This is a genomic window from Kosakonia oryzae (genome assembly GCF_001658025.2).
GTDB classification, from domain to species: domain Bacteria; phylum Pseudomonadota; class Gammaproteobacteria; order Enterobacterales; family Enterobacteriaceae; genus Kosakonia; species Kosakonia oryzae.
This window is the reverse complement of the sequence record NZ_CP014007.2, coordinates 5387078-5410158: the sequence shown is the minus strand read 5'-3', so window position 1 is coordinate 5410158 and position 23081 is coordinate 5387078. Positions and strand designations below refer to the sequence as shown.

22 protein-coding genes are annotated in these 23081 nt (G+C 51.7%); 4 read left to right on the top strand and 18 right to left on the bottom strand.

What is annotated here, in order from left to right:
* Positions 1–24: 24 nt before the first annotated feature.
* The gene (locus AWR26_RS25630) at positions 25–1362 is read right to left on the bottom strand and encodes an NCS2 family permease (RefSeq protein ID WP_064568921.1); all 1338 of its coding nucleotides are present in this window, start codon (positions 1360–1362) and stop codon (positions 25–27) included.
* A gap of 167 nt (positions 1363–1529) precedes the next feature.
* Here AWR26_RS25630 and yieH point away from each other — a divergent pair, with 167 nt between their 5' ends.
* From yieH to AWR26_RS25615, 3 genes are read left to right on the top strand one after another with little or no spacing between them, the layout of a single operon-like run.
* A complete protein-coding gene (gene yieH / locus AWR26_RS25625; RefSeq protein ID WP_064568920.1) occupies positions 1530–2195 on the top strand; it encodes a 6-phosphogluconate phosphatase in 666 nt (221 codons plus the stop codon).
* 26 nt (positions 2196–2221) lie between these two features.
* Entirely contained in the window at positions 2222–2809 is a 588-nt protein-coding gene (cbrC, locus tag AWR26_RS25620) for a PF03691 family colicin E2 tolerance protein CbrC (protein WP_064568919.1), read from the top strand.
* Positions 2810–2836: 27 nt separating this feature from the next.
* Positions 2837–3733 carry an ADP-ribosylglycohydrolase family protein gene (locus AWR26_RS25615; RefSeq protein WP_064568918.1) on the top strand — a complete coding sequence of 299 codons (897 nt, stop codon included), beginning with the start codon at positions 2837–2839 and terminating at the stop codon, positions 3731–3733.
* A gap of 44 nt (positions 3734–3777) precedes the next feature.
* Here the strand turns inward: AWR26_RS25615 and phoU are convergent, their stop codons facing one another.
* The 7 genes from phoU to glmU form a co-directional block, all read right to left on the bottom strand.
* Complete coding sequence (phoU, locus tag AWR26_RS25610; RefSeq protein WP_007369387.1) at positions 3778–4503, bottom strand: phosphate signaling complex protein PhoU; 726 nt, start codon at positions 4501–4503, stop codon at positions 3778–3780.
* A 69-nt stretch (positions 4504–4572) separates the two neighbouring features.
* Positions 4573–5346 (bottom strand): phosphate ABC transporter ATP-binding protein PstB, encoded by a 774-nt coding sequence (gene pstB / locus AWR26_RS25605; protein WP_007369386.1) that lies wholly within the window; start codon positions 5344–5346, stop codon positions 4573–4575.
* Positions 5347–5392: 46 nt separating this feature from the next.
* On the bottom strand, positions 5393–6283 hold the full coding sequence (pstA, locus tag AWR26_RS25600; RefSeq protein ID WP_064568917.1) for a phosphate ABC transporter permease PstA: 891 nt from the start codon (positions 6281–6283) through the stop codon (positions 5393–5395).
* Positions 6283–7242 (bottom strand): phosphate ABC transporter permease PstC, encoded by a 960-nt coding sequence (pstC, locus tag AWR26_RS25595; protein ID WP_007369384.1) that lies wholly within the window; start codon positions 7240–7242, stop codon positions 6283–6285. The genes pstA and pstC overlap by 1 nt, the downstream gene beginning before the upstream one ends.
* 123 nt (positions 7243–7365) lie before the next feature.
* Positions 7366–8406, bottom strand: coding sequence for a phosphate ABC transporter substrate-binding protein PstS (pstS, locus tag AWR26_RS25590; RefSeq protein WP_064568916.1), 1041 nt, complete (start codon positions 8404–8406; stop codon positions 7366–7368).
* A 303-nt stretch (positions 8407–8709) separates the two neighbouring features.
* Positions 8710–10539 carry a glutamine--fructose-6-phosphate transaminase (isomerizing) gene (glmS, locus tag AWR26_RS25585; RefSeq protein WP_064568915.1) on the bottom strand — a complete coding sequence of 610 codons (1830 nt, stop codon included), beginning with the start codon at positions 10537–10539 and terminating at the stop codon, positions 8710–8712.
* Positions 10540–10718: 179 nt separating this feature from the next.
* Entirely contained in the window at positions 10719–12089 is a 1371-nt protein-coding gene (gene glmU / locus AWR26_RS25580) for a bifunctional UDP-N-acetylglucosamine diphosphorylase/glucosamine-1-phosphate N-acetyltransferase GlmU (protein ID WP_064568914.1), read from the bottom strand.
* A 344-nt stretch (positions 12090–12433) separates the two neighbouring features.
* Here glmU and AWR26_RS25575 point away from each other — a divergent pair, with 344 nt between their 5' ends.
* Positions 12434–14542 (top strand): right-handed parallel beta-helix repeat-containing protein, encoded by a 2109-nt coding sequence (locus AWR26_RS25575; RefSeq protein WP_064568913.1) that lies wholly within the window; start codon positions 12434–12436, stop codon positions 14540–14542.
* Between the two features lie 337 nt (positions 14543–14879).
* Here AWR26_RS25575 and AWR26_RS25570 read toward each other — a convergent pair whose 3' ends face one another.
* The 10 genes from AWR26_RS25570 to rsmG form a co-directional block, all read right to left on the bottom strand.
* Positions 14880–15299 carry a F0F1 ATP synthase subunit epsilon gene (locus AWR26_RS25570; protein WP_064568912.1) on the bottom strand — a complete coding sequence of 140 codons (420 nt, stop codon included), beginning with the start codon at positions 15297–15299 and terminating at the stop codon, positions 14880–14882.
* A gap of 20 nt (positions 15300–15319) precedes the next feature.
* Positions 15320–16702 carry a F0F1 ATP synthase subunit beta gene (gene atpD / locus AWR26_RS25565; protein WP_064568911.1) on the bottom strand — a complete coding sequence of 461 codons (1383 nt, stop codon included), beginning with the start codon at positions 16700–16702 and terminating at the stop codon, positions 15320–15322.
* Positions 16703–16728: 26 nt separating this feature from the next.
* Complete coding sequence (atpG, locus tag AWR26_RS25560; protein WP_043955986.1) at positions 16729–17592, bottom strand: F0F1 ATP synthase subunit gamma; 864 nt, start codon at positions 17590–17592, stop codon at positions 16729–16731.
* A gap of 50 nt (positions 17593–17642) precedes the next feature.
* Positions 17643–19184 (bottom strand): F0F1 ATP synthase subunit alpha, encoded by a 1542-nt coding sequence (gene atpA / locus AWR26_RS25555; protein ID WP_007369371.1) that lies wholly within the window; start codon positions 19182–19184, stop codon positions 17643–17645.
* A gap of 12 nt (positions 19185–19196) precedes the next feature.
* A complete protein-coding gene (gene atpH / locus AWR26_RS25550) occupies positions 19197–19730 on the bottom strand; it encodes a F0F1 ATP synthase subunit delta (protein ID WP_007369370.1) in 534 nt (177 codons plus the stop codon).
* Between the two features lie 13 nt (positions 19731–19743).
* Positions 19744–20214 carry a F0F1 ATP synthase subunit B gene (atpF, locus tag AWR26_RS25545; protein ID WP_007369369.1) on the bottom strand — a complete coding sequence of 157 codons (471 nt, stop codon included), beginning with the start codon at positions 20212–20214 and terminating at the stop codon, positions 19744–19746.
* A gap of 58 nt (positions 20215–20272) precedes the next feature.
* Positions 20273–20512 (bottom strand): F0F1 ATP synthase subunit C, encoded by a 240-nt coding sequence (gene atpE / locus AWR26_RS25540; RefSeq protein WP_007369368.1) that lies wholly within the window; start codon positions 20510–20512, stop codon positions 20273–20275.
* Positions 20513–20560: 48 nt separating this feature from the next.
* Positions 20561–21379 carry a F0F1 ATP synthase subunit A gene (gene atpB / locus AWR26_RS25535; protein WP_064568910.1) on the bottom strand — a complete coding sequence of 273 codons (819 nt, stop codon included), beginning with the start codon at positions 21377–21379 and terminating at the stop codon, positions 20561–20563.
* 8 nt (positions 21380–21387) lie between these two features.
* Positions 21388–21768, bottom strand: coding sequence for a F0F1 ATP synthase subunit I (gene atpI / locus AWR26_RS25530; RefSeq protein WP_035941962.1), 381 nt, complete (start codon positions 21766–21768; stop codon positions 21388–21390).
* A 617-nt stretch (positions 21769–22385) separates the two neighbouring features.
* Positions 22386–23009 (bottom strand): 16S rRNA (guanine(527)-N(7))-methyltransferase RsmG, encoded by a 624-nt coding sequence (gene rsmG, locus AWR26_RS25525; RefSeq protein ID WP_043955985.1) that lies wholly within the window; start codon positions 23007–23009, stop codon positions 22386–22388.
* Positions 23010–23081: the final 72 nt, after the last annotated feature.

Below are 23081 nucleotides of genomic sequence, written 5' to 3'. Positions count from 1 at the left end.
CCGCAGCGCGAGAGGGGAAAAGCATTAATGCGCGTCGATAAAGATGATTTTCAGCAGGAACAGCACCGCAACCACAATCACGCACGGGCTGAGATCGCGCAGGCGACCAGTACCGATTTTCATCACGCAGTAAGAGATAAAGCCCAGCGCAATACCTTCAGTAATTGAGAAGCTGAACGGCATCATTACTGCAGTGATAAACGCCGGTACGGCTTCTGTCAGATCATGCCACTTCACACGCGCAAGGCTGGAGGTCATCAGCACGCCCACATAGATCAGCGCGCCCGCAGCCGCATAGCCCGGCACCATACCCGCTAGCGGCGACAGGAAGATCACCAGCAGGAACAGCAGGCCAACCACTACCGCAGTCAGACCGGTACGGCCGCCGACAGAAACACCAGAAGAAGACTCGATATACGCGGTAACAGAAGAGGTACCGATAAAAGCGCCAGTCACCGAGGAGATGCTGTCGACAAACAGCGCCTGCTTCATGCGCGGGAACTTACCACTTTCATCCACCAGCCCGGCTTTATCGGTCACACCGATCAGCGTACCGGAGGAGTCAAACAGGTTTACCAGCATAAACGAGAAGATCACACCCGCCAGGCCAATATTAAAGGAACCGGCCAGATCTACATTACCGACAACGCTTGTCACGCTCGGCGGCGCAGAAACAATACCGTGATACTGCACATCGCCCAGCAGCCAGCCCAGCAGTGTAGTAACAACAATCGACACCAGCACAGCAGCGTGAATATTGCGCGACGCCAGAATAACGATGATAAAGAAACCAAGAACGCCCAGCAGAACGCTGTGGGAAGTCAGGTTACCGATACTCACCAGCGTCTCTTTGTTCGGCACGATTACGCCAGCGTTTTTCAGCCCCATCATGCCAATAAATAGCCCGATACCGCTGGTGATACCTACGCGCAGACTGACCGGAATATTGGCGATCATCCAGTAACGAACGCGGAACAAGGTCAGCAGCAACAGACCTACCGCGCCCCAGAAGATTGCGCCCATGCCGATCTGCCAGGAAAGCCCCATGGCACCAACCACCACAAACGCAAAGAAGGCGTTCAGACCCATTGCCGGTGCCAGCGCAACCGGCAGGTTAGCTACCAGTCCCATCAGGATGCTGCCGAACGCAGCAATCAGGCAGGTGGTCACAAATACTGCGCTGGTATCCATCCCGGCGACGCCCAGAATCTGGGGGTTAACAAAAACGATATACACCATCGTCAAAAACGTCGTGAAACCGGCGATCACTTCGGTGCGTGCCGATGTGCCGTGCTCGCGTAATTTAAACACGCGGTCAAGCAACCCCTGGCCCGAAGCCTGGGTAGTGTGTTGTTGGCTCATTATCAATTTCCGGAATAGGAGGGAAAATTCGTCGCTATCCTATACCAAAATGAGACAATATTGACGGTTATCACACACTTTTTTTCATTGAATTTGCTTATACGGCAACGATTGCGTTTCGCTATCTGCGTTAAGTAAACGTTAAACTCGCAATAACAGGAAATGGCATGTCCCACATTGATGCAATCTTTTTCGACTGTGACGGCACCCTGGTCGATAGTGAAGTTATTTGTTCCCGCGCCTATGTGCATATGTTTCAGGCTTTTGGCATCACGCTGGATCTGGAAGAGGTCTTTAAACGCTTTAAGGGCATGAAGTTATACGAAATTATTGATGTCATCGCCGGGGAGCGCGGTGTAAGCCTGGCGAAAGAGGAGCTTGAGCCCATTTATCGTGCGGAAGTGGCACGCCTGTTCGACAGCGAACTGGAAGTAATTGCCGGTGCGAACGCATTGCTGGATGCAGTGAGTGTACCGATGTGTGTGGTGTCGAATGGCCCGGTCAGCAAAATGCAACACTCCTTGGGCAAATTAGGCATGCTACATCACTTTCCTGAAAAACTGTTTAGCGGTTATGACATCCAACGCTGGAAGCCCGATCCGGCGTTAATGTACCATGCAGCCAGCGCGCTGAATGTTGATCCTGTAAACTGTATTCTGGTGGATGACTCTTCCGCTGGAGCACAATCAGGAATCGCGGCAGGGATGGAAGTGTATTACTTCTGCGCCGATCCGCATAATAAACCCATTGTTCACCCTAAAGTGACGACGTTCACTGATTTAGCGCAGCTGCCGGAACTCTGGCGTGCGCGTGGGTGGCATGTTACGCGTTAATCTAAACCACTAAACAGGATGTTTTTATGGCTCAGACAAACCGTTCTCTCCCGGTATTTAAGTACCACCCTCAGCCCCTGGACACAGGCGTCTTTTCACAAAGAAAAACCGTGACTTGTGCCTGCTGTGAACAGCTAACGGACGTGTATTACACCAACCCGTTTTACACCACAGCGGATGTTGATACCCTTTGCCCGTGGTGTATCGCGGATGGCTCCGCCGCACAAAAATTTGGCGGCAGCTTTCACGATAAGTCCAGCATTGAAGGTGTGGACAGCCTGTTCGATGACGAGGGTGAATTTACCGGTTTCAAAAATCCGTGGCCGGAAGCCAGTTTGCAGGAACTGACTCAGAGAACACCGGGATACTGTGGCTGGCAGCAGGAGTACTGGCTGGCGCACTGCGATGATTTCTGCGCGTTTATCGGCTACGTCGGCTGGCAAGATATTGCCGACAAACTCGATCAGTTCGCGGATATTCAAGCCGATTGCGATGCTTTCGGCATGGATTACGAGAAATTACCGGAATACCTGCTCGACGGCGGCGACTGCCAAGGATATCTCTTTCGCTGCCTGCACTGCGGCAAATTACGGTTATGGGCGGATTTTTCCTGAGCAGTTCCACGGAATAAGGAACAACAGATGTCGGAATTACTCGAACGTTATCAAGGCTGTCTGCTCGGTCTGGCCACCGGTGATGCCGTCGGCACGGCGGTGGAATTCAGCGCCAAAGATTCCTTTCCGCCCATCACCGACATGGTGGGAGGCGGGCCGTTTCATTTGCAAGCGGGGCAATGGACAGACGACACCTCTATGGCGCTGTGCCTTGCGGAAAGTCTGATCGCTCGCCAGGGATTTGACGCAAAGGATCAGATGAATCGGTATATGAACTGGTGGCAATGGGGTTACTTAAGCGCCACCGGTCACTGTTTTGATATTGGTACGACGGTCGCAGGCGCATTGCAAAAATATGCGAATGACGGCGATCCGTTTGCCGGTTCCAGCCATCCCAAAACGGCAGGAAACGGTTCGTTAATGCGCCTCGCGCCGGTAGTGCTGTGGTATTTCCCCGATGAGTTACTGGCGCTGGAGTATGCCGAAGCCTCATCGCGAACCACGCATGCAGCACCGGAAGCACTCGCCTGCTGCCGCCTGTTTGCACAAATGCTGATGAACGCCCTGAACGGTAAAAGTAAGCGGGAAACGCTGACAGCTATCCCGCAGCTACCGGAACAGGAGAATCTACGTCGCATAGCTGAAGGGAACTACCTGAAGAAAACGCGTGCGGAGATCTTCGGTACGGGTTACTGCGTGCAGAGTCTGGAAGCGGCATTGTGGTGCTTTGCGCAGGGTAAAAACTTTAAAGAGACTATCCTGCTGGCCACCAATCTCGGTGACGACGCAGACACCACCGCCGCTATCGCCGGGCAACTGGCTGGCGCGTATTATGGCGTTAACGGGATCCCGCAGCAGTGGCAGGAAAAATTGTGGCAGTACGGGGATATTGATAGCCTGGCGAGAAAGTTACTGGCGAAATAACCCTGCAACAAAAATCCCCTCACAGCGAGGGGGTTATCGTCATATCACTCTTTAACATCTTTTCCGGCGAGCAGTTTATCCAGCTCATCGCCGCCAACATGACGGAAATCTTGTCCCTTCACGAAGTAGAAGATGTATTCGCAGATATTCTGGCAGCGGTCACCGATACGTTCGATAGAACGGGCGCAGAACAGGGCGGTCAGGACGCTCGGAATGGTGCGGGAATCTTCCATCATGTAAGTCATTAGCTGACGTACGATGCCTTCGTATTCCTGATCCACTTTTTTATCTTCGCGATAGATACGCACCGCTTCGTCCAGATCCATACGGGCGAAGGCGTCCAGCACATCATGCAGCATCTGCACGGTGTGACGGCCTAACGATTCCAGGCTCACCAGCAGCGGCTGGTGCTGCTGGGAGAACTTCTCCAGCGCGGTACGGCAGATTTTGTCTGCCACATCGCCAATACGTTCCAGCTCGGCAATTGTTTTGATGATCGCCATCACCAGACGCAAGTCGCTTGCCGTTGGCTGGCGTTTTGCAATGATGCGCACGCAGGCTTCATCGATGGCGACTTCCATCATATTGACCTGTTTGTCGCCTTCAACAACGCGCCTGGCTAGCTCGCTGTCCTGATTGTGCATGGCGGTGATCGCATCAGAAAGCTGCTGCTCCACCATCCCACCCATGGTCATTACCTGAGTGCGGATACTTTCCAGCTCAGCGTTGAACTGCCCGGAAATATGTTTGTTAAGGTTGAGATTGTCCATGGTGCACTCCAAATGCCCGACAGATTTCACGTGGTAACAAGGTCGCTTATACCCTCAGGGTGCAGCAAATCAACCATAGCGCCCGGTAATATAGTCTTCCGTTTGCTTCTTCTTCGGCTTCGTGAACAGATCATCTGTGTTGCTGAACTCAATCAACTCACCGAGATACATAAACGCCGTGTGATCGGAACAACGCGCAGCTTGCTGCATGTTGTGCGTCACGATAACCACGGTGTAATCCTGTTTCAGCTCCGTGATCAGCTCTTCGATACGACCGGTTGAGATCGGGTCAAGAGCGGAACAAGGTTCATCAAGCAGCAGAACTTCCGGGCGAATCGCGATACCGCGGGCGATGCACAGACGCTGCTGCTGGCCACCGGAGAGAGAGTACCCGCTCTGGTGCAGTTTATCCTTGGTTTCGTTCCATAATGCGGCCTTGGTCAAAGCCCACTGAACACGCTCGTCCATATCCGGACGCGACAGCTTTTCAAACAGGCGCACGCCAAAAGCGATATTGTCGTAAATCGACATCGGAAACGGCGTCGGTTTCTGGAATACCATCCCCACTTTCGCGCGCAGCAGCGCGATATCCTGCGTATTGGTAAGAATGTTGTCGCCATCCAGCAGGATTTCGCCTTCGGCGCGCTGCTCAGGGTAAAGCTCAAACATTTTGTTAAAAGTACGCAGCAATGTGGATTTACCGCAGCCTGACGGCCCGATAAACGCCGTCACCTGATTTTTGGCAATATCCAGGCTGATGTTTTTCAGTGCATGGAATTTGCCGTAATAGAAGTTCAAATCACGAACCTGAATTTTGCCCGGCGTCGTATCAACCATACTCATTTATCTCTTTCCTCAACTCGACGCCGCTTTCGCCGCGTCGCAAAAATTAACCGTGTTTACTCTTCGCGAAAATGACACGCGCCAGAATATTCAACAGCAGTACGCAGAGCGTGATAATCAGCACCCCGGCCCAGGCCAGTTGCTGCCATTCGGCAAACGGGCTCATGGCAAATTTGAAAATGGTCACCGGCAGGTTAGCGATAGGCTGCATCATATCGGTGCTCCAGAACTGGTTAGAGAGCGCGGTAAACAGCAGCGGTGCCGTTTCCCCTGCAATACGCGCCACAGCCAGCAGCACCCCGGTCATAATCCCGGAAACAGAGGCTTTCAGCGTAATAGAGGCAATCATCTTCCATTTCGGTGTACCCAGCGCATAAGCCGCTTCACGCAGGCTGTCCGGCACCAGTTTCAGCATGTTTTCCGTGGTACGAATAACAATTGGCACCTGCAACAGCGCCAGCGCAATCACACCCGCCCAACCGGAAAAGTGCTGCATCTGCGCGACAACAATGGTGTAGACGAACAGGCCAACTACAATTGACGGCGCGGAAAGCAGAATGTCGTTGATAAAACGGATCACTTCGGCCAGCAGCGATTTCCGGCCATACTCCGCCAGGTAAATCCCCGCCATGATACCGAGCGGCGTACCGACAACGGTCGCCCACAGGATCAACAGGCCACTGCCTGCCAGGGCGTTTGCCAGACCACCACCCGCCGTATTTGGCGGCGGCGTCATTTCCGTAAACATCGCCACCGACATACCGTCAAAGCCGCGCGTTACGGTGGACAACAGGATCCAGACCAGCCAGAAGAGACCGAACGCCATGGTCGCCATCGACAATGTCAGAGCGATGCGGTTTTTCAGACGGCGCTTAGCCTGCATTTTACGGCGCGATTCAGCCAGCTTTGCGATGCTTTGCATTTCGAGCGTAGCCATCAGCGTGCCCCCTCATTTTTCGCCAGGCGCATGATCATAAATTTAGAGATAGCCAGTACGATAAAGGTGATCACAAACAGAATCAGACCCAACTCCATCAAGGCCGCAACATGCAGACCGGACTCCGCTTCAGCAAATTCGTTCGCCAGCGCAGAGGTAATACTGTTACCCGGCATAAACAGCGAAGCGCTGTCGAGTTGATAGGTGTTACCGATGATAAAGGTCACCGCCATGGTTTCACCCAGCGCGCGCCCCAGCCCCAACATCACGCCGCCAATCACCCCGTTTTTGGTAAATGGCAGCACAATGCGCCAGATAACTTCCCAGGTGGTGCAGCCAATGCCATACGCCGACTCTTTCATCATCACTGGCGTTTGTTCGAATACATCGCGCATTACTGCCGCAATGTAAGGAATAATCATAATGGCGAGAATAACCCCGGCCGCCAGGATCCCAATACCAAATGCCGGGCCAGAGAACAGCGCGCCAACAAACGGGATGTTAGAAAGCACGTTGCCCACCGGTTCCTGAAAGTAAGTCGCGAACAATGGAGCAAAAATAAACAGCCCCCACATGCCATACACGATACTTGGAATCGCAGCCAGTAATTCAATGGCGATACCCAGTGGACGCTTCAGCCAGTTCGGCGACAACTCTGTCAGAAACAGCGCAATACCAAAGCTCACCGGAACGGCGATCAGCAGAGCGATGACAGAGGTAACGATTGTCCCGTAAATGGGCACCAGCGCACCGTAAATATCATTGGGCGCATCCCACTCTTTGGTCCACAGGAATGAAAAACCAAACTTCTGAATGCTTGGCCATGAGGAGAAAATCAGCGACACGATGATGCCACTCAACAGCAATAGCACAATCAGCGCAGCCAGTCTTACCAGCGCGCTGAAAATCATGTCACCTTTTTTACCCGGAGGATTAAATGCCGGCTTGGTTGCAGCCATAAATTACTCTTCAGTTTAACGTCTTACGAATTTGCCCGGTGATGCTTACGCGGCCAGGCCTACAGAGGATCTGTAAGGCGGATGGTGTAAGCGCCATCCGCCATGTTCTAAAAAAACCCGTTGTTAGTACAGTGCTTTACCGCTGCTGTCTTTCACATTGGTTTTCCATGCAGCACGAACTTGTTCAACTACGCTATCCGGCAGGGTTGCGTAATCAAGGTCGTTAGCCTGTTTGCCGCCTTTTTTGTAGGCCCAGTCAAAGAATTTCAGGACTTCAGCGCCTTGCTCCGGCTTAGCCTGCACTTTGTGTATCAGGATAAAAGTGGTGGAGGTGATCGGCCATACGTCAGCACCTTTCTGGTTGGTCAGGTCCTGCGCGAAGGATTTGCTCCAGTCGATATTTTTAGCCGCGTTGGAGAAACTCTGCTCAGTCGGGCTTACAGCCTTACCATCCGCAGACAGCAGCTTGGTGTAGGTCAGGTTGTTCTGCTTAGCGTAAGCATATTCAACATAACCGATTGAACCCGGCAGACGCTGAACGAATGCCGCGACGCCATCATTGCCCTTGCCGCCAAGACCGGTCGGCCAGTTGACCGTAGAGCCAGAACCCACTTTGGATTTCCACTCTTCGTTCACTTTCGCCAGATAGCTGGTAAAGACGAATGAGGTACCGGAACCGTCAGCGCGACGAACGACGGCGATGTTCTGTGAAGGCAGTTTCAACCCAGGGTTGAGCTTAGCGATAGCGGCGTCATCCCATTTTTTGATTTTGCCCAGGTAGATGTCACCCAGGGTTTTACCGTCCAGCACCAGCTCACCGGATTTGATGCCCGGGACGTTGATAGCCAGCACGATACCGCCGATTACGGTCGGGAACTGGAACAGGCCTTCCTGAGCCAGTTTATCGTCACTCAGAGGGGCATCAGATGCACCGAAATCGACGGTTTTAGCAGTAATTTGTTTTACGCCACCAGAAGAACCAATACCCTGGTAGTTGACCATGATATTCATTTCTTTGTTGTAAGTATCAGCCCACTTGGCATACACCGGCGCCGGAAAAGTTGCGCCCGCACCAGTCAGGCTGGCTGCTGCATTAACAGCAAAAGCACTCAGAGAAAAGGTCGCGGCGACAACAGTTGCGACAGAGGTACGCATAACGTTCATAATGTCTCCTGCAAGGATCGTAAATCGTTGTTTAGTGGCTACGACGAGCAAAATAGGACACTTTGATGACAGTTATATGCAATCATTGTTACTGTTTGATGACAGCGGAAAAATATCGTTGCCGCATGATATAAAACAGATAAAAATCAGACTATTAATAAAAAATATCACGGTAAGATTTCAGTCATATTTTATTTTTGTGACAATGAAAAAGTAGTTGAAACAAACGAGAATTCATCAAATAAAGTCAAAAAAAGAGGTTGCCCACAGGCAACCTCTTTCGCATTTTATGTCAGGAAATGTTTACTCTACCGTTACTGATTTCGCCAGATTACGCGGCTGGTCAACGTCGGTGCCTTTAATCAGCGCAACGTGATAGGCCAGCAATTGCAGCGGCACGGTATAGAAAATCGGTGCAATCACCTCTTCGACGTGCGGCATATCAATAATGTGCATATTGTCGTTGCTGGTGAAACCCGCATCCTGATCGGCGAACACATACAGTACGCCGCCACGGGCACGCACTTCTTCGATGTTGGATTTCAGTTTTTCCAGCAGTTCGTTGTTAGGCGCAACGACAATCACCGGCATATCCGCATCAATCAGCGCCAGAGGGCCATGCTTCAGCTCGCCTGCCGCATAGGCTTCGGCGTGAATGTAGGAGATCTCTTTCAGTTTCAGCGCGCCTTCCAGCGCGATCGGATACTGATCGCCACGCCCGAGGAACAGCGCATGGTGCTTGTCAGAGAAATCCTCGGCCAGCGCTTCAATGCGTTTATCCTGCGACAGCATCTGTTCAATACGGCTCGGCAACGCCTGCAAACCGTGAACGATATCGTGCTCAATGGACGCATCCAGCCCTTTCAGGCGGCTCAATTTCGCTACCAGCATCAGCAGAACGGTAAGCTGAGTGGTGAACGCTTTCGTGGAAGCAACACCGATTTCAGTACCGGCTTTGGTCATCATTGCCAGATCGGATTCACGCACCAGCGAGGAGCCCGGCACGTTACAAATCGCCAGCGAACCCAAATAACCCAGCTCTTTGGACAAACGCAGCGCCGCCAGCGTATCCGCTGTTTCACCGGATTGCGACAGGGTGATCATCAGACTGTTACGACGCACAGCGGATTTGCGGTAGCGGAATTCAGAGGCGATTTCCACATCGCACGGCACACCGGCCAGCGCCTCAAACCAGTAACGGGAAACCATACCGGAGTTGTAAGAGGTGCCACAGGCAACGATCTGAATATGCTCAACTTGCGATAACAGCGCGTTGGCATTCGGACCCAGTTCGCTCAGATCCACTTCACCGTGGTTGATACGGCCGGTCAGCGTATTTTTAATCGCGTTCGGCTGTTCGTAGATCTCTTTTTGCATGTAGTGACGGTAGATACCTTTGTCGCCCGCGTCATATTGCAGGCTGGATTCGATATCAGGCCGTTTTACCTGTGCGCCGGATTTATCAAACACTGTCACGCTGCGGCGAGTCACTTCCGCAATATCCCCCTCTTCAAGGAAGATAAAGCGACGCGTTACCGGCAGTAACGCCAGTTGATCAGAGGCAATAAAGTTTTCACCCATGCCAAGACCAATGACCAGCGGGCTGCCAGAGCGTGCCGCCAGCAGAGTGCCGCTGTCACGGGTATCCATAATCACCGTGCCATAAGCGCCGCGTAATTGCGGGATAGCGCGCATAACCGCTTCACGCAGCGTGCCGCCCTGCTCAAGCTCCCAATGAACAAGATGCGCGATAACCTCGGTATCCGTTTCCGAAACAAATACATAACCACGCTCTTTTAACGCTTCCCGCAGCGGCTCGTAGTTTTCGATAATACCGTTATGTACAACCGCAATATGATCAGAAACATGCGGATGCGCGTTACCTTCTGACGGTTCACCGTGTGTTGCCCAACGGGTATGCGCAATACCGGTTCCACCATGCAGCGGGTGCTCTTCTGCGGCCTGGGCCAGCATCTGGACTTTACCAAGACGACGCAGGCGGGTCATATGCCCTTCTGCATCTACAACGGCCAGACCTGCTGAGTCATAGCCACGGTATTCCAGACGACGTAATCCCTCGAGAAGGATTTCTGCAACATCACGCTGCGCGACTGCGCCAACAATTCCACACATATTTTTCGATTCCGATTTAGGCGTTATGCCTTTTGTTGTCGGTCAACCTGTATCGCCCCGAGCCTTGTAGAGAGTGGGGTTATTTTTATAGGTACTGCCTGGCGGGCGGAGGAATTATCTTTCCCCTCACCCTGAAAACGTTATGGATTCATTGCCGGATAGCGCTGCGCTTACCCGGACTACTTCTTCTTAACCGGACGTATCCAGCCTTGTTTATTGATCTGCGGTACGCGGCTGATAACCAGTTCATTTTCCGCAACATTGCGCGTTACGGTGGTACCCGCGGCGATAGTCGCACCTTTGGCAACGGTAACCGGCGCCACCAGTTGCGTATCGGAACCAACAAACACATCATCGCCAATAATGGTTTTATGCTTGTTCGCGCCATCGTAATTACAGGTGATAACACCCGCGCCAACATTCACGTTGTCACCGATTTCCGCATCGCCCAGGTAAGTCAGATGGCCTGCTTTCGAGCCTTTACCCAGACGCGCTTTTTTCATTTCCACGAAGTTGCCCACGTGCGCACCGGCAAGCAGTTCTGCGCCAGGACGCAAACGCGCAAATGGCCCGATGGTGCAATCAGCTTCGAGGCGCGCATCTTCCACCACGCTGTAGGGGCTGATTTCGCAGTCGTCGCCGATGTCGCTGTTTTTCAACACGCAACCAGCGCCAATCTTCACGCGATCGCCCAGTTTTACGTTGCCTTCAATGATGACGTTAGCATCGATCTCAACATCCCGCCCATGCTCCAGCGTACCGCGCAGGTCAAAGCGCGCAGGATCGCGCAGCATAACACCAGCCAGCAGCAGCTTTTCGGCCTGTTCAGCCTGATACGCACGCTCCAGCCGGGATAGCTGAAGGCGGTTATTCACGCCTTCCACTTCGCTCAGGCGCTGCGGATGCACTGCGGTGATCTCACGGCCTTCATGCCAGGCAAGGCTGATGATATCCGTGATGTAATATTCACCCTGCGCATTATTGTTAGTCAGCTTGCTCAACCAGCGTTTCAGATCGCCGCCGTTAGCAATCAGAATGCCGGTGTTGATCTCCGTGATCTTACGCTGTTCTTCAGTGGCATCTTTCTGTTCAACAATGCCTGTCACCGCGCCGTTTTCACGCGTGATACGCCCGTAACCCGTCGGGTCGTCGAGCACCACCGTTAACAGACCGATGCCGCCCTGCGGTTTCGCATCGCGCAGACGCTGCAACGTCTCCAACGAAATCAGCGGCACATCGCCGTAGAGCATCAAAATATCTTCGTCATCGGCAAAGAACGGCGCAGCCTGCTGCATCGCATGGCCGGTGCCCAACTGTTCTACCTGCAGGACCCAGTTAAGCTTGCTCTCAGCGAGATGTTGTTTGAGCAAATCACCACCGTGTCCATAAACCAGATGAACATTATCGGCGCCGAGAAGATTAGCAGTATCAATGACATGCTGAACCATCGCTTTCCCTGCAAGGGTATGCAGCACTTTGGGAATATCGGAATACATGCGTGTGCCTTTGCCTGCGGCAAGGATCACCACACTCATTTTTGTGTTCAACATACGCGTCCTGACTGTCATTGGAGAAAGAAGTTAACCTCTTTCATATTGAAAATTCTACATATTTTGTAGCATGAAATGGAATGCTGGTGAAACGCCCAACATCCACAGTTACTGCGCTTTTGCGGGCTATTTTACCGACAAAGTCACCAGGTTTGCCGCTAAAAAATCCCTCCATTTCTGTTTGCCGCTAATTCATACAATGGGTTAGCTGTTTTTTTTCATCCTGAATAAAGATTAAACAAAAACAAAACACCGTTTCGGTCATTGAAGATTGTGACGTACAAAAAAGAAACAGCGTTTCATCTTGATGATAATGGCGGGCAATAATCACTCAGGAGAATAAAATGAATTATAAAATACCTCTGGCTTTAACGGTTTGCAGCTCACTTATTGCTTTTCCGACCTCAGCAGCAGTCTGGAAAGCCATCGCTTTTGGCCAATCGACCGACGTGAACTTTTCATCGAATGTTCTGCCGGAAAAGATTGGCGTGAATGATGTCACCATCGACGGCAAAAAACTCTCCGTAACGGATAGTGCCGATCTCTCCAGACCCGTTACCCTCGAAAGCCGCGGTGGTAAAATCGCTAACTCTCATGATGGCCTGACGTTCTTTTATACCACTCTACCTGGCAGTGAAAACTTCGTTTTACAGGCCACAGTGACCGTTGAGCAGTTCGGCCCGGAAAACGGCGCGAAACCCGCAGCGCAAGAAGGCGCCGGGTTATTGGTGCGTGACGTGATTGGCCATCCGCGTCAGCAGCCGCTTAAAGAAGGTTATGAGGAGTTTCCTGCGGCGTCGAATATGGTGATGAATGCCATCATGACGCAGGATAAAAAAGACAATTTTCGCGTGAAGATGCAGGCGATCACCCGTGAAGGGATCACGCAGCCCTGGGGCAATGCTGGCGCGGCAATCGTGAAACAGAGCTATCAGGAAGAGGTTGATCTGCGCCAGACGCCAACCTTTCGCCTGAAACTGGAGCGCACCAACGACGGTTTTATCACGGCCTGGGCACCGCAAGGTAGCGACCAATGGGTTAGCCGCAGTGTTCCGCGCGCAGATCTGATCTCGGTACAGGATAAAGATCGCTACTACGTCGGTTTCTTTGCCTCGCGTAATGCCAAAATCACCATCAACGATGCTTCGTTGACCACGTCAATGGCGCATACCGCTGTGACAAAACCCTGGCAAGCTAAACCACTTCCGGTCGTGGTGCAAATTGCCTCTCCTGAGCAAAGCACCAGCGACACATACACATTACAGGCACGAGCCAATTATGATGGCCTGTTCAGCACCCGCCAGGACGAAGTGGTGATCGGTAATGAAAAACCGGTTAAAGCGGGGGAGATGTATACCGTGCCTGCCACACTGAGTGGCAATGCCACGTTTTCAGTGACATTTACGCCCACCAGCATCAGCGACAATACGCCTGTCAGCCAGCAAATTAAGGTAGAGAAAATTGCCGGCCCGACAACTGCAACGCTGTATGTCACGCCGCAGGGTAAAAGCGAAGGTGAAGGTACGGTGGCATCCCCGCTGGATCTGACCAGCGCGATTCGTTTACTGCCGCCTGGCGGCAAAATTGTGTTGCAAGCCGGAGATTATGCGCAGACAGAGATCCCTCTTTCCGCCAGTGGGCTGCGCGATAAACAGAAAATCCTGCAAGCGGATGGAAAAGCCGTAATCCACGGCTTGCTGGTTGACGCTAGTTACTGGCACATCAAAGGGATAGAGGTGACCGAGAAAAGTTTACGTATTCAGGGCAGCCATAACGTTATCGAAAAAGTGGTCGCCTGGCGTAATGATGATACGGGTATTCAGATTTCATCACCGGAAAAAGTGGGCCGGGCCCTGTGGGCGAGCAACAACCTCGTTGTCGATTCGGAATCCTGGGGTAATGAAGATCCGGGGAAAATTAACGCAGATGGTTTTGCCGTGAAGATGCGCGTTGGTGAAGGCAATCGCCTGAAACGCTGCTATTCGCACGACAATATTGATGATGGTTTTGACCTGTTTAACAAAATCGAGGATGGCGCAAATGGCGTTGTGGTGATCGAGGATTCTATTGCCAGCAATAATACCAGCAACGGTTTCAAACTGGGGGGAGAGGGGCAACCGGTCGCACATCAGGTTCGTAACAGCAAGGCGACGGGTAATCATCTGGATGGTTTCACCGATAACTTCAACCCAGGGAAACTGCGGATAGAGAATAATATTGCTATCGATAACCAACGCTTTAATTTCATCTTTCGTCCAGGCCCGTATGGCGATGCATCAACGCAGGGCGTGTTTAGCGGCAATATCTCTGTGCGCAGTAAGCCGGGGAAATATGATGATGCGGTGGTGGGGAATGTGGATGCGACGAACTACTTTATCGTCGACGGTAAAAGCGTAAATCTGGCGAAAAAAGAGCTGGATAGTAAACCGTATCTGGCGCAACTCAGCCAGTGATGCCTGATGGCGCTTCGCTTATCACACAACAGTAAGCGCGGCGCCACTCAGCATATCAGCACATTAGTGGTTGAACGTACCGAAAGAGATGTTCATGTTGCTGAAAAGAGCGATGATTTTGTTGATCAGTTTCATGATGGCGTCCTGATAAGTGAGAGTATTTTTTTGTGATTCACGTCACAAAAATAAGTCTACGCCTCATTTTTTAACCGATCAACATTTTTGTGATGCACATCACAAAATAATAAAACGCATTTTCAGTTCTGCTTTTTCTGAAACGCAGCCATAAAAAAAGCCAGCCTGGAAACCAGACTGGCTTTTAACGTTCAAGCCGGTGTTACATCGCTTTTTTCGTCAACTCGATAACACGCAGTTTCGCGATAGCTTTCGCCAGTTCCGCAGACGCCTGAGCGTAATCCACGTCACCGTGAGAAGATTTAATGTGCTCTTCTGCTTTGCGTTTCGATTCCAGGGCTCGCGCTTCGTCGAGATCCTGACCACGAATAGCAGTATCAGCCAGAACGGTCACTGTGCCAGGCTGCACTTCAAGAATGCCGCCAGACAGATAGATAAACTCTTCATGACCGTGCTGTTTCACGATGCGGATCATACCAGGCTTAATGGCGGTGAGCAGCGGCGCGTGACCCGGGAAAATACCCAGTTCACCTTCGCTACCCGTTACCTGGATTTTTTCGACCAGACCAGAGAACATTTGTGACTCTGCGCTGACGACGTCCAGGTGGTAAGTCATTGCCATATCACCCTCCGATTAAGGCGTTAAAGTTTTTTGGCTTTTTCCACGACTTCGTCGATGGAACCGACCATGTAGAACGCCTGCTCCGGCAGGTGATCGTATTCGCCTTCCATGATGCCTTTAAAGCCACGGATGGTGTCTTTCAGGGAAACGTATTTACCCGGAGAACCGGTGAATACTTCCGCTACGAAGAACGGCTGGGACAGGAAGCGCTGGATCTTACGTGCGCGAGCTACCACCAGTTTGTCGTCTTCAGACAGTTCATCCATACCCAGGATGGCGATGATGTCTTTCAGTTCCTGATAACGTTGCAGCAGAGACTGAACGCCACGCGCAACATCATAGTGTTCCTGGCCAACAACCAGCGGATCCAGCTGACGGCTGGTGGAATCCAGCGGGTCAACGGCCGGGTAGATACCCAGAGACGCGATCTGACGGCTCAGTACCACGGTTGCGTCAAGGTGCGCAAAGGTGGTTGCCGGAGACGGGTCAGTCAAGTCATCCGCAGGTACGTATACCGCCTGAACAGAGGTGATGGAGCCAGTTTTGGTGGAGGTAATACGCTCCTGCAACACGCCCATCTCTTCTGCCAGCGTCGGCTGGTAACCTACCGCTGAAGGCATACGGCCCAGCAGTGCGGATACTTCAGTACCGGCGAGGGTATAACGATAAATGTTGTCGACGAACAGCAGAACGTCACGACCTTCGTCACGGAATTTCTCTGCCATGGTCAGACCGGTCAGCGCAACGCGCAGACGGTTTCCCGGCGGCTCGTTCATCTGGCCATACACCAGGGATACTTTGTCGATAACGTTGGAGTCGGTCATTTCGTGGTAGAAGTCGTTACCCTCACGAGTACGTTCACCCACGCCCGCAAACACAGAATAACCGGAGTGCTCGATCGCGATGTTACGGATCAGCTCCATCATGTTTACGGTTTTACCTACGCCCGCACCACCGAACAGACCGACTTTACCGCCCTTAGCAAACGGACACATCAGGTCGATAACTTTGATGCCGGTTTCCAGCAGTTCCTGAGAGCTTGACAACTCTTCATAGGTCGGTGCTGCGCGGTGGATAGCCCAACGCTCTTCTTCACCGATTTCGCCTTTCATGTCTACTGGTTCACCCAGTACGTTCATGATACGACCCAGTGTTGCTTTACCTACCGGGACTTCGATCGGGTGCTCGAGGTCTTTAACTTCCAGACCGCGACGCAGACCGTCGGAGGAACCCATTGCGATGGTACGTACGATACCGCCGCCGAGCTGCTGCTGAACTTCCAGCACCAGACGATCATTACCATTTTGCACCTCAAGAGCATCGTACACACGCGGTACGGCATCCTGAGGGAATTCGACGTCAACTACGGCGCCGATTACCTGGACAATTTTTCCAGTAGCCATCTTGAATCCTCTACGAATTAACCTGGTTATACCGCGGATGCACCACCGACGATCTCGGTGAGTTCCTGAGTAATGCTGGCCTGACGAGCCTTGTTGTATACCAACTGCAGCTCTTTAATCAGGCTGCCACCATTATCGGTTGCGGCTTTCATCGCCACCATACGTGCGGCCTGCTCGCTGGCCAGGTTTTCCACAACACCCTGATAAACCTGAGACTCGACGTAACGACGCAGCAGGGTATCCAGCAGCGCTTTCGGGTCTGGTTCATACAGATAATCCCAGGCTTTATGCTTCAAGCCTTCATCCTCTGAAGCCGGCAGCGGCAGCAGTTGGGTGATGGTTGGCACCTGAGACATGGTGTTGATAAATTTGTTGCTGACAATATAAAGCTTGTCCAGACGGCCTTCGTCATAGGCCTGCAACATCACTTTTACCGGTCCAATCAGTTCGGACAGAGAAGGGGTATCCCCCATACCTGTCACCTGCGCGACAACGTTCGCGCCGACGGAATTAAAGAACGCAACGCCCTTGGAGCCGATCATTGCGAGTTCGCTCTGAACGCCTTTATCGGACCATGCTTTCATATCCGCCAGCAGTTTTTTGAACAGGTTAATGTTCAAGCCGCCACACAGACCACGGTCGGTCGACACCACCAGGTAGCCCACGCGTTTGACGTCGCGTTCTTCCAGGTAAGGGTGCTTATATTCCAGATTACCGTGAGCAAGGTGACCAATCACTTTGCGCATGGTATCTGCATAAGGACGGCTGGCCGCCATTCTGTCCTGCGATTTACGCATTTTGGAAGCGGCGACCATCTCCATCGCTTTAGTGATCTTTTGCGTGTTCTGGACGCTTGCGATCTTACTACGTATCTCTTTTGCGCCGGCCATGAGCTTCTCCTCAATGCCTTGCGGCCTGCCCTAAGGCAAGCCGCCAGACGTTACCAGGACTGGGTTGCTTTAAAGGAGTCGAGGATGCCTTTCAGCTTGCCTTCGATCTCGTCGTTATAGCCACCGGTCTGGTTGATCTCTTGCATCAGCGGAGCGTGGTCACGGTCAACGTAAGCCAGCAGAGCGGCTTCAAAGCTACCGATTTTCGCCAGTTCAACATCCGCCAGGTAACCGCGTTCAGCCGCGAACAGAACCAGAGCCTGCTGCGCGACAGACATCGGCGCATACTGTTTCTGTTTCAGCAACTCGGTCACTTTCTGACCGTGGTCGAGCTGTTTACGGGTTGCATCGTCAAGGTCGGAAGCAAACTGAGAGAACGCTGCCAGTTCACGATACTGAGCCAGAGCGGTACGAATACCACCGGACAGTTTTTTCATGATCTTGGTCTGCGCTGCACCACCTACACGGGATACGGAAATACCCGGGTTTACCGCAGGACGAATACCGGCGTTAAACAGGTTGGATTCCAGGAAGATCTGACCATCGGTAATAGAAATTACGTTAGTCGGAACGAACGCGGAAACGTCACCAGCTTGCGTTTCGATAATCGGCAGCGCGGTCAGAGAACCGGTTTTACCTTTCACTTCACCTTTAGTGAAGCTTTCAACGTATTCCACGTTAACGCGCGCAGCACGTTCCAGCAGACGGGAGTGGAGGTAGAATACGTCGCCCGGGAATGCTTCACGTCCAGGCGGACGACGGAGCAGCAGGGAGATCTGACGGTATGCAACTGCCTGTTTAGACAGGTCATCATAAATGATCAGTGCATCTTCGCCGCGATCGCGGAAATATTCGCCCATTGCGCAACCAGCATACGGAGCCAGGTATTGCAGTGCAGCGGATTCAGACGCGGTTGCCACAACAACGATGGTGTTAGACAGCGCACCGTGCTCTTCCAGCTTACGCACCACGTTAGAGATGGTGGACGCTTTCTGGCCGATAGCAACGTAGATACATTTAATGCCGGAATCACGCTGGTTGATGATGGCATCGATTGCCAGCGCAGTTTTACCGGTCTGACGGTCGCCGATGATCAATTCACGCTGACCACGACCGATTGGGATCATGGCGTCAACGGATTTGTAACCGGTCTGTACCGGCTGATCAACGGATTGACGATCGATAACGCCCGGTGCGATAGCTTCTACGGCAGCGAAGCCGTCATTATCAACCGGACCTTTACCGTCGATTGGCGCACCCAGGGTGTTCACCACGCGACCCAGCAGGCCACGGCCAACCGGAACTTCAAGAATACGGCCAGTACACTTAACCTTCATGCCTTCGGCGAGGTCAGCATACGGACCCATCACAACTGCACCCACGGAGTCGCGCTCCAGGTTCAGTGCGATAGCGTAACGGTTACCCGGCAGGGAGATCATTTCACCCTGCATACAATCGGCCAGGCCGTGAATACGGATAACACCGTCGCTTACAGAAACAATAGTACCTTCGTTGTGAGCTTCACTCACAACACTGAACTGAGCAATGCGCTGCTTGATCAGTTCGCTGATTTCGGTGGAATTCAGTTGCATGCTCCAGTCCCCTTAAGACTGCAAGACGTCTGCAAGGCGCTCAAGACGGCCGCGAACGCTGCCATCAATGACCATATCACCCGCACGGATGATTACACCTGCCATTACAGACTTATCGATATTGCAATTCAGCTTCACTTTGCGTGACAGACGTTTTTCCATCGCGGCGCTGATTTTCGAAAGCTGTTCTTCACTCAGTGCAGTTGCAGAAGTCACATCAACTTCTGCAATAGCCTCGCTGGCTGCACGCAATTGAATAAACTGCTCAAGAACATCAGGAAGCACCTTGATACGACCGTTTTCAGCCATCACCCGAATCAGGTTCTGACCTTTGTCGTCAAGTTGCTCCCCACAGACTGCGATAAACGACTTAGCGAGCGTTTCCGGTGCTAAAGCACCAGAGAGAAGCTCGGCCATGTGTTCATTTTTCGTCACCTCGGCAGCGAACGCCAGCATATCCTGCCAGCGGTCAACGCTCTGGTTTTCGACGGCAAAGTCAAAAGCTGCTTTGGCGTAGGGGCGAGCTACCGTTACAAATTCAGACATCAGCCCCTCCTCCTTACAGTTCAGCGACCAGTTTATTCACGATGTCGCTGTTAGCAGCTTCATCCACGGAACGTTCGATGATCTTCTCGGCGCCGGCTACTGCCAGCAGAGCCACCTGTTTACGCAGCTCTTCGCGCGCACGTTTACGCTCGGCATCAATTTCAGCCTGCGCTTGCGCGACGATTTTGTTACGTTCCTGCTCGGCTTCTGCTTTCGCTTCATCCAGGATCTGAGCACGGCGTTTGTTCGCCTGTTCAATGATAACCTGAGCTTCAGCTTTCGCTTTTTTCAGCTGGTCGGTCGCATTGGCCTGTGCAAGATCCAAATCCTTTTTAGCTCGTTCTGCGGAAGCAAGACCGTCAGCAATTTCTTTCTGACGTTTTTCGATGGCAGCCATTAACGGCGGCCATACATACTTCATGCAGAACAGAACGAACAGGACAAACGCGATGGCCTGGCCGAGGATTGTTGCGTTTAGATTCACAGCACAATGCCTCTTATCTGGTTAACGTTCTAAACAATTGCTTGTAAAGCAACCCTTACTACGCGACAGCAAACATCACGTACAGACCCAGACCTACAGCGATCATTGGGATAGCATCCACCAGACCCATTACGATAAAGAACTGAGTACGCAGCAGAGGAATCAGATCCGGTTGACGCGCTGCGCCTTCCAGGAATTTACCCCCGAGGATGCCGATACCGATCGCAGCACCGATTGCCGCCAGACCCATCATCACAGCGGCAGCCAAGTACAGCAGATCCATATTCAGGTTTTCCATGACAGTCTCCAGTTTGTTTCAGTTAAAACGTAGTAGTGTTGTTAAAAATCAATGCTCTTCTGATGCCATCGACAGATAGACAATCGTCAGAACCATGAAGATAAAGGCTTGCAGCGTAATAATCAGGATGTGGAAAATGGCCCATGGCACATTCAGAACCCACTGTGACCACCACGGCAGAAGACCTGCGATCAGAATGAAAATCAACTCACCCGCGTACATGTTGCCAAACAGTCGCAGACCGAGAGAAACCGGTTTGGACAGCAGGCTCACGCCCTCAAGGATAAGGTTTACCGGAATAAATACCGGATGGTTGAACGGCTGGAGAGTCAGCTCTTTAGCGAAACCGCCAATACCCTTCATTTTGATGCTGTAGAACAGAATCAGGATAAACACGCCCAACGCCATAGACAGGGTGATGTTGACGTCCGCAGACGGCACCACGCGCAGCGCAGGAAGACCCAGTACATGTTCAGCGATGTACGGCAACAGGTCGATAGGCAGCAAATCCATCAGGTTCATCAGGAATACCCAGACGAAAATCGTCAGGGCCAGTGGCGCGATAAGCTTGCTTTTGCCGTGGTACATGTCTTTAACGCTACCATGAACAAAACCAATAACCAGCTCAATCGCCGTCTGGAATTTCCCTGGGACACCGCTGGTGGCTTTTTTCGCTACGCTACGGAACATCACCAGGAACAACAGACCCAGTACCACCGAGAAAAACATGGAGTCGATATTCAGCGTCCAGAAGGTGGCCGGGGGGTTATGCGGATCCACCATCGAGAAGGTACGAAGATCAATCTGAAGGTTATTCAGATGGTGGCCTATGTACTCCTGTGGTGTAGAGATTTCTCCTGCAGACATGATGCCTCTTACCCTTTGTTGTTAATTACAGCGGGTGCCAGTATCTGAACAACCAGCACCGAAACCCACGTGACTATCAGCGGCAAAAAAGCCACCTTAAAAACCCCCAGCGCCACCACCAGTAACAAGAATGTTACCAACACCTTGAGTGCTTCACCGAAGGCGAAGGTCCAGGCCACGCGGCCTTTAGCAGGTGTATGCGCCTGATGACGCCAGGCAAAAATCATAAAAAACATATTCGGCAGTAAGACTGCCATACCTCCGCACACGGCGGAAATGCCCCAGAAGGGGTCTTTGAGGCTAAACAGCAATCCACTTGCCATTACCGCCAGAAACTGAATAAGCAGAAGCTTGCGAGCAACGTTTCGACTATAAAGCGACACAGACATGACGTTTCTTAACTCCTGCTCCCTTTGAGGTATGCCGCGTGTCGTATAAAACGTTCTTTATGGTCCGGAGTCAAGCATCAAAAAGCGGTCAAATTATACGGTGCGGCCTCGTGATTTCAAACAATAAGTAGCAAAAAGGTGAATAAATGTTTAAATATTTTTCCCGAGCGCTATTTTTAAACTTTTAAGGAAACTGTGAACTGTCGGGCAAAAGTGCGAATAACACCAAAAACCCAACGACAAAGCGTGCGCTCGGTCACAAATTAAACATTTATGCGTCTACAGAGTTAATCACGCAAAGAAATTACCACTTTTCAACTTTATGATATTCAAGACGATTTATCACAACTCTTTTTAAAACACCCGCCTATACATCGAAAACCTTTCATTGACATTTATAATAATTATTTTACATACGTATTTCATTCTGCCAGCCGACTTTTAGCGGACTGATATTTTCACTGTTGACTATTATTTCCATGAATTAAATTCCGGACGTTAAATGTCAGAAAAATCCTGGTAACAAGACGGTGAAATGTAACTGAACGTATCGCCCTTTTTCCCTGCATTTTTTAACATCTCAGCAACAGCACGAAAGATACATTTTTTGATAAAAATTAAACTTTATTTGGCTTAACGATCACCAGATGACGTTCGCCTTCCAGGTGTGGAACATTCAGTTTAACAATAGATTCAACGGCTAGCTCCGCAGGTAACAGCGCGATCTCATCTTCCGGCACCAGCCCTTTAAGCGCGTAGAAACGCCCCTCTTCGCCCGGCAAATGGTGACACCAGTTCACCATATCATTCAGCGAGGCAAAGGCACGGCTAATCACACCGTCAAATGGCGGCTCGGCCGGGAAATCTTCAACGCGGCTCTGAACCGGCTCAACGTTGCCCAATTTCAGCTCATGCTGTACCTGGCGTAAGAAACGAACGCGTTTCCCCAGGCTGTCGAGCAGTGTGAAATGGGATTCAGGACGGACGATCGAAAGCGGGATCCCCGGTAACCCCGGCCCAGTGCCAACATCGATAAAACGCGTCCCTTGCAGGTACGGCGCGACGACAATACTGTCGAGAATATGGCGGATGAGCATCTCGTTCGGATCGCGCACAGAGGTCAGGTTATAGGCCTTGTTCCATTTGTGCAGCAGTTCGACATAGGCCACCAGCTGTTTCTGCTGTTCAACCGACAACGAAATGCCTGCTTCATCCAGCAGACGAGAGAGTTTATTGAGCACAGTGAATACCTGTTGAGATACTAAGCGGCGGGCAGCGCGATGCTTCCCGTCCCAAAAGTCCAGTCGGCCCGG